The sequence below is a fragment of the Prevotella sp. genome, assembly GCF_036570325.1.
Classification (GTDB): Bacteria; Bacteroidota; Bacteroidia; order Bacteroidales; family Bacteroidaceae; genus Prevotella.
In genome coordinates this window covers 1-7,087 of record NZ_DATCYK010000104.1, presented here as the reverse complement: position 1 = coordinate 7,087, position 7,087 = coordinate 1, and the positions used below count along the sequence as shown (strand labels likewise).

Genomic DNA, 7,087 nt, shown 5'->3' with positions numbered 1-7,087 from the left:
AATCATCGGTGTCGCTCAGTGTATGCAGGCAAAGCATATTGTCGCCCACACGCACAAGGTCTGCTCCGAGTCTTATATCCTCCAAAGAGGCGTGTTGCTCGTCAGAGAGTGTAAAGTAGCGGTCAAGCAAACCGCCATGTTCAGCAGTTCCGACCAATTCCTCTTCCGTCATGCGGATAATCCTTATTTGTTCGGTGTCGTTGATGATACGCTCGAACTGATCGACGGCTTCCATGAACTTCATCACCTCGTCCTTGTTGGTAATCTCCTTGGGCAGCAGGTGTCCACGGCAGAGCGCAGAAAAGTTGCTCTGCTGTGCCATGCGCTGCTTATTGGTCTTGGTCAGGAACAGGTAAACGCTATGGTGCAGGTACGGACGCTCGTTGAAGTGCCTCTCCGATGCACGGGCAAGGAAACTCAGCCCTCCGTCGGAGAGCTTGCCTTGATAGTCCTCCTTGATGAACCAGTCCTGCTTATGGACGATGCTGTAATTGGGTAATACCTTGACTGCCTTGTACCAAGCCGAGTGCATCGCCTCATATTCGGCGGAGGTGACGGTGAAGAGTTCGGGCAGTTCCACACGGAAAGCCACCGTAATGTCGGCATCCTTGCTCACCATGCACCCCTGCTCAATAGAAAGCAGGGGAAACTTCGATTCCAAGGTCGTTATCTTGCTTACATTTCTCATTTCTTCTTTCTTTTGGGTCGAAGGTTACGTATAAGGTGAAAGACGGTACGGCGGTTCACAAGATAGCGTGGGTGCATCCTCACCGCTCCCTGCTTCATCAGCCCGTACTGCCCGTACTTTCGGTTCATGGCGAACGTTTGCCACACCACGAGGGTGGCACCCACTACGCCTATGACCAGACAGGCAATCTGGCTGACTCCGCAGAGGTAGAGCATGACCACGAGGATGAAGACGGTAAGCAAGCCTCCCGCAAAGAGGAAGAGGTACTGCGCCTTCAAGCCCTTGAACTCCACCGTCCGACCTATACCCTTGTTGATTTCCCACTCAGCCATTGTTACAGGAAGAAGGAACGCAGGATAGTGGCAGCCACGATGAGGAAGATACACGCACCGAACCAAGAGGCGGCAGTCTTGCTCGTGTCGGGGTCGCCCGAACTGAACTTATTGTACACTTTTATGCCACCAATCAAGCCCACCACGGCACCTATGGCATAGATGAGTTTTGTACCCGGGTCAAAGTAGGACGTTACCATTTTGGTGGCTTCGTTGATGCCCGCCAGCCCGTTTCCCTGTGCGTATGCTCCTGTGGCGGCGGCAGCCATCAGGAGCAGCATCATTGTGATTTTCTTTTTGTTGTTCATTTTGCTGTTTATTTTAAGTTGTTGAATAAATTGTGTTTTGGGGATAGAGGTGACGGGGGATGGCTCGGTTTTATCGTATGACAGATATTGGCTGATTGTTTTACTTTTGAGCCACCCCCGCATTCCTCCGAAATATGAAAATCAAGAAATCATTTTTATAGATAATAGGACAGTGGACGGTCGGCTTCTTCCGACACATCACCACCCTCTTGTGCTGTTTCATTATCAGGATAGGTTGTTTCTTCGCTCATCATTTCCGCTTCCTCTGCCTTACGGATGGCAGCGAGCAGTTTCTGATGGTCTTTCTCCTGCTTGAGCGTTGCCTCCTTGATATAGTCCATGAGTTGCGTGCCCCGAATGCTTTGCAGCGTGTCCTGCACCTCGGCTTCGTTTTCCCCGTCAAGCGTATCATCGTCCTTGTGCCACCCATTGACACGAACCAAGTCGCGTGCGAGGATGGCGGACGGTGAGACTTCCGGCATCGCAGCGTCGGCGATTTGCAGTTCTTCACGAATAATGCTGTCCTCATCCGGCTCGTCCATCGTGTAGTCAATCTGTATCTCGTTCTCCTCACCAGTGCTTTTCGTTTCTTCTGTTTCTTCGGGCAAAGGAGATTTTTCCGCTGCAAAGGTATTGGGATTATCGGCTGGATTTTTCTCTGAGGATGTATCGGGAACTTGGAGGAAGTCAGAAGAAACTTCCTTGATTGTCTTTGACCGTTCTGCATGGCGTTCACCGTATGATTTGCTTTTGCCGACAAGCATTTGTCGCGCCTGCTCGATTTGCTCTTGGGTAACAGAAGGCACTCTCTGTTTCCGTTCTTCTTTCTTCTCACACGCTTTCTCCAATCTGCGGCACGCTATGCGGAGCTGCTGCCAAAGGAAGAGTATTCCAATGAACACCCATACCGCTGTCAGAAGCAGGAGTATGTTGAATAGTATCGTTTGCATAATGGTAATCTTTATATGTCGTAGGTTCTCTGTTCAAAAGTCTATTGCCACCTTGCGCCGATGCTTTGCCGTGGCATTGTTGAGCAGTTCCTTGTGCTCCTTGAGGTGTTCACGCAGGATGTTGTCGATGTAGGATGCCATCGACACCCGTTCGCCCAAGTCCTGCAAGACGTTTCTCAGTACCTGAAGCGTATCGACGCTCATGGTGAAGTTGGTTCGCTCTCGGAGGCGGACGGATTGCAAATAGCGTGTGCGGTAGTCCTCAAAGGAAATCCAGGGAAATTCCGAACTTTTCTCCTTTCCTTTCCCGCGGCTTTTGTACAAGGGCTTGTCCTGTGTTTCTTCCAAGATGGGCATCTTCTCCTTGTTCAGTTGCTGTTTTTCCTTTTGAACGGGACTGACATCCGCCTTGTTTTCCTCTGCATCTTCCTCATCGGGCGGGTCAAAAGCCAATGTATCTTTCTGTGGGGTTTTCATCACCCCGTCTTCTGCCATCTCCTTGAGTTTGGCTTCAAGTTTTTGCCTCTGTTCCTGTATCTTTGCCATAGTGATGTCTTATTTAAGTTGGATGTGGGCAAGCAGTTCTTCCGTCAGTTCATCGATGCCGGTCCCTGTCCGTAAGGTTTTGTTTGGAGGCAGGTAAGTGGAACGAAATACTCCACGGAATCCGTATTGCTCCAGTTCATGGCTGAAGCGGTGGGTGGCATGGACGTGCTGGTCGAGCAGCGTGTAATCTTCGTTCCTGATATACTTGCTGTAGTATTCAATGAGCGTATTCTTTACTCTCCGGTCCACCTTGTTCCAAAGGAGAATGATTTCCTTGATACGGGCACTTGACATGGACACGCCCAAGTCGTTTACCGCTTTGATATAGGTAAGACAGGCAACCATTGACTGCACGTCCGGCTCTAAGGGCGAAAGGATATAGTCCATATCCAGCGAGAGCTGTAGAAGGTCGCTGGTAGCTGCATGACCGGGAAAGTCGAAGATGACCAAATCGAACTTCTCAGATGGATGCTTGCGGATATGCTCATTTGCCGTTGCCATTGCATCCTTAGGGGCTGCCTTGAGTATGCGGTAGGCAGTACGCCCCAAAGAGGAAAAGTATTGTGTCATCTGCAGGGAAAGTTGCGGATCGCTCTCAATACAGGTCTTTTCCCTTTCACGGAGCTTATAGAAGGAGTCCTGCGAGAGGTCGCAGTCCACTGCAAAAAGGTGGAGACCTTTTTCATAGTAAAGGATGCTGCTGATAATCTCAGCCAAGGTGCTTTTACCCACGCCTCCCTTTTGAGAGGAGAAGCCCAGAAATATGGGCAATGCCTGTATCTGTTCCATATAATAGATATTTTAATCGTTTGATCTGTTATTTGAACGGCAGGTTGTTTGACCAATCGTTTGAACGGATAATCGTTTTTCCTGTCTGTCGATATGCCGAACTGTCTGTCGTTTTGTTTATCGTTTTGTCGGTATGTCGATGGTTCTGTCTGACGACGAATGGAACGATTGCGATACCGTCCGTCTTGTCGTTCTTCCGATAGGACTGCCGAACGATTGTCCGCTCGTTCTGTCTGCAAAATAAACGCTTTTTCGATAGATATTTCCATGCCTGTGAAGTACAGGGAAATGAAAGGAAAAAGAGTGAATGTCGCTGATAATGAGACATTTGAAAATCCGCCGTAACTTTGCAGGCGGATAGAAAACATGGAGGTGACTCCCCGAAGCAGACACCCCATAAGGGTGGATACTTCAATCGTATCAACTCTTGATATTGGCAAGGTGTGTCTTTGTAACACAAACCGCTGTTTGTACCACAAAGACCCTTGCCCCGATGGGGGAGATGAATTCCTCCAAAGTCGTAATTAGAAGACCATATGAATATGAATAAAGGTACAGAATATTATCGTTTAGAACGAAAAAAGGCAGAAAAGCCCCGCTGGGACAACTGGCATGTACGGCTTCCCAACCCGAAAGACCAACAGAGGGCGATAGATTTGTTTCAGCGTTCGGGCGCGGAAACCAAGTCGGATTTCGTGCGCGGTCGTATTCTTGGAGAGAGTTTCAAGGTGATTACGGTGGATAAATCCGCCGTGGAATATTACCGAAAACTCTCTGAACTGACGGCACAAATCCATAAGATTGGAGTGCTCTATAACCAGACCGTGCGTGCCATCAACAGTTATCACAGCGTGAAGACCGCACAGATTCTGCTTGAAAAGTTGGAGAAACTCTCGGATCAAATTATCACCTTGCAGGAACAGGCTATCCGTCTGACCATAGACTACCGCAAGAAATGATAGCGAAGATTTCAAGTACAGAGAACCTTGGCGGAGCACTTGGCTATAACTTCAAGAAGGTGGAAAAAGAGGAAGCAAGCGTTCTTCTTGCCCAAGGCTTGTACCAAAACAAAGAGGGAACTTATACGATGGCAGAAGTATTTGCCGATATGCAAGCACTTATCCCGGAGAAGTGCCGAACAAAAAAGACGGTGTTTCATTGTTCGCTCAATCCGCATCCGGATGAGAAACTCTCTGATGAACTTCTTGTGCAGATTGCCAAGGAGTATATGGAGGCACTCGGCTACGGCAAGCAACCCTATATCGTGTTCAAGCACAACGACATCGCCCGTGAGCATATACATATCGTGTCGCTTCGGGTGGATAGTAATAGAAGAAAAATCAATGACAAATTCGAGGGCAAAAGAAGTAAACTGATAACTGATGCCTTGGAGCGGAAATATGGTCTTATCCCAAGTTCAAAGGTTAGCGAGAAAGCCGTAACAGAAACGCCCAAGGTGGATATTAATAAAGGAAACGTCAAGGAGCAGATGGCAAGCACCCTCCGCATGGTGTTGAAGCGTTATCGCTTCTGCTCATTAGGAGAACTGAATGCCATTCTTTCCGCATACAATCTTGCAGTGGAAGAAGTGAAGACGGAGTTTCGGGGAAAGAAGTATGACGGACTGGTTTATGTTCCAACTGATGATAAGGGCGACAAGGTAAGCACACCCATCCATGCCTCGGACATCGGCCGTGGTGTGGGCTATACTGCCGTACAGAATAGGATACAGAAATCGAAGCAAGTCATCAAGCCACTGATACCAACCGTTAGAAGGAAGGTATTGGAAGTTATGCGTACTTCTCCCGATACAAAAGAAAAACTCCGACAAAGACTCGAGGAACAGGGCTTGCGTGTGGTTATCCGAAGAAATGAAAGTGGGCGTATCTATGGTATCACATTCATTGATGGTAAAGAGGGCGTTGCCCTCAATGGCTCTCGATTGGGTAAGGGATATGCCGCCAATGCGTTCAATGCCTACTTCGACAATCCTAATCACAATCCCTTCTTGGATGAAACGCTGTATGGTAGTCCGTATGCCCATTTGGAACAATCGCCAACCGTTCACCCCTTGCAATCAGATGCGCAAGAGGGAGACAACCTTGTCGATGAACTTATCGAGGACATGGCAGATGGTTCATTCCTACCTACGGGCAACGATGATTGGAAGGAAGCGGCATGGCAACGCAAACTGCGCAAACAAAGTAAGGTAAAACTTAGACGAAGAAAACATTAAATAAAAGAGCATTTCCATCTCCCCTCCCTTCGGAGGGGTTGGGGGAGGCTATAAAAACATAGCATTATGGCACAGGAAGACGATTTAAGGGCATTGGGTAAAGTCATGGACTTTATGAGGGGAATATCAGTGATATTTCTCTTGATTAACTGTTATTGGTTCTGTTACGAGGCGTTTAACGAGTGGCACTTTACGCTTGGTATCATCAACAAGATACTGATGAACTTCCAGCGTACAACGGGCTTGTTCTCATCCATCCTTTGGACAAAACTCTTTTGTGTGATATTTCTTGCATTATCCTGTTTAGGGACGAAAGGCGTGAAAGAAGAGAAAATCACATGGCCAAAGATTTGGACGGTGCTTTTCTCAGGCTTCGTCTTTTTCTTTCTCAACTGGTGGCTGCTGGCATTGCCCATCGGTAAGGTCGAGGCTGCTACACTTTATATCTTCACACTGTCCGTTGGCTATATCTGCCTGCTGATGGGTGGCGTATGGATGAGCCGACTGCTCAAAAATAATCTGATGGACGATGTTTTCAACACGGAGAATGAGAGTTTCATGCAGGAGACGAGGTTGATGGAAAATGAATACTCGGTAAACCTTCCTACACGCTTCTACTATAAGAAGAAGTGGAACAAGGGCTGGATTAACGTGGTCAATCCCTTCCGTGCCTCGATGGTGCTCGGTACACCCGGTTCTGGTAAGTCCTACGCCATCGTGAACAACTACATCAAGCAGCAGATTGAGAAAGGCTTTGCCATGTATATCTACGATTACAAGTTTCCAGACCTTTCCGAAATAGCCTACAATCACCTGCTTCATCATTTGGAAGCCTATAAGGTAAAGCCGCAGTTCTATGTTATCAACTTTGACGATCCACGCAGAAGCCACCGTTGCAATCCCATCAATCCTGCCTTTATGACGGATATATCAGATGCCTACGAGAGTGCCTACACCATCATGCTCAATCTGAACCGTTCGTGGATACAGAAGCAGGGTGATTTCTTTGTGGAGTCGCCGATTATCCTGTTGGCTGCCATCATTTGGTTTCTGAAAATATATGAGAATGGCAAGTATTGTACCTTTCCTCATGCCATCGAGTTTTTGAACCGCCCTTACGCACAGATATTCCCGATACTCACTTCCTATGATGAGCTTGCCAACTACCTTTCTCCCTTTATGGATGCGTGGGAGGGTGGCGCACAGGATCAGTTGCAGGGACAGATTGCCAGTGCCAA

Annotated in this window: 9 protein-coding genes; 3 read left to right on the top strand and 6 right to left on the bottom strand. The window is 48.0% G+C overall.

Annotated features, from left to right (window positions below):
- From VIR50_RS10090 to VIR50_RS10065, 6 genes are all read right to left on the bottom strand, one after another.
- Positions 1-688, bottom strand: a 688-nt coding sequence (locus VIR50_RS10090; protein ID WP_331935003.1) for a TraG family conjugative transposon ATPase, incomplete at its 3' end; no start/stop codon positions are given.
- Complete coding sequence (locus tag VIR50_RS10085) at positions 685-1,020, bottom strand: DUF4133 domain-containing protein (RefSeq protein ID WP_331935002.1); 336 nt, start codon at positions 1,018-1,020, stop codon at positions 685-687. The genes VIR50_RS10085 and VIR50_RS10090, both read right to left, overlap by 4 nt.
- 2 nt (positions 1,021-1,022) lie before the next feature.
- The gene (locus VIR50_RS10080; protein ID WP_331935001.1) at positions 1,023-1,328 is read right to left on the bottom strand and encodes a DUF4134 domain-containing protein; all 306 of its coding nucleotides are present in this window, start codon (positions 1,326-1,328) and stop codon (positions 1,023-1,025) included.
- Positions 1,329-1,483: 155 nt separating this feature from the next.
- Positions 1,484-2,278 carry a hypothetical protein gene (locus VIR50_RS10075; RefSeq protein WP_331935000.1) on the bottom strand — a complete coding sequence of 265 codons (795 nt, stop codon included), beginning with the start codon at positions 2,276-2,278 and terminating at the stop codon, positions 1,484-1,486.
- 33 nt (positions 2,279-2,311) lie between these two features.
- Positions 2,312-2,824 carry a DUF3408 domain-containing protein gene (locus VIR50_RS10070; protein WP_331934999.1) on the bottom strand — a complete coding sequence of 171 codons (513 nt, stop codon included), beginning with the start codon at positions 2,822-2,824 and terminating at the stop codon, positions 2,312-2,314.
- Positions 2,825-2,833: 9 nt separating this feature from the next.
- On the bottom strand, positions 2,834-3,613 hold the full coding sequence (locus VIR50_RS10065) for a ParA family protein (RefSeq protein ID WP_331934998.1): 780 nt from the start codon (positions 3,611-3,613) through the stop codon (positions 2,834-2,836).
- 536 nt (positions 3,614-4,149) lie between these two features.
- On the opposite strand from VIR50_RS10065, the gene VIR50_RS10060 reads away from it, so the two are divergent.
- From VIR50_RS10060 to VIR50_RS10050, 3 genes are all read left to right on the top strand, one after another.
- Complete coding sequence (locus VIR50_RS10060) at positions 4,150-4,572, top strand: plasmid mobilization protein (protein ID WP_331934997.1); 423 nt, start codon at positions 4,150-4,152, stop codon at positions 4,570-4,572.
- Positions 4,569-5,849 carry a conjugal transfer protein MobB gene (gene mobB, locus VIR50_RS10055; RefSeq protein ID WP_331934996.1) on the top strand — a complete coding sequence of 427 codons (1,281 nt, stop codon included), beginning with the start codon at positions 4,569-4,571 and terminating at the stop codon, positions 5,847-5,849. The genes VIR50_RS10060 and mobB overlap by 4 nt, the downstream gene beginning before the upstream one ends.
- Before the next feature lie 66 nt (positions 5,850-5,915).
- On the top strand, positions 5,916-7,087 hold a 1,172-nt coding region (locus VIR50_RS10050; protein WP_331934995.1), incomplete at its 3' end, for a YWFCY domain-containing protein.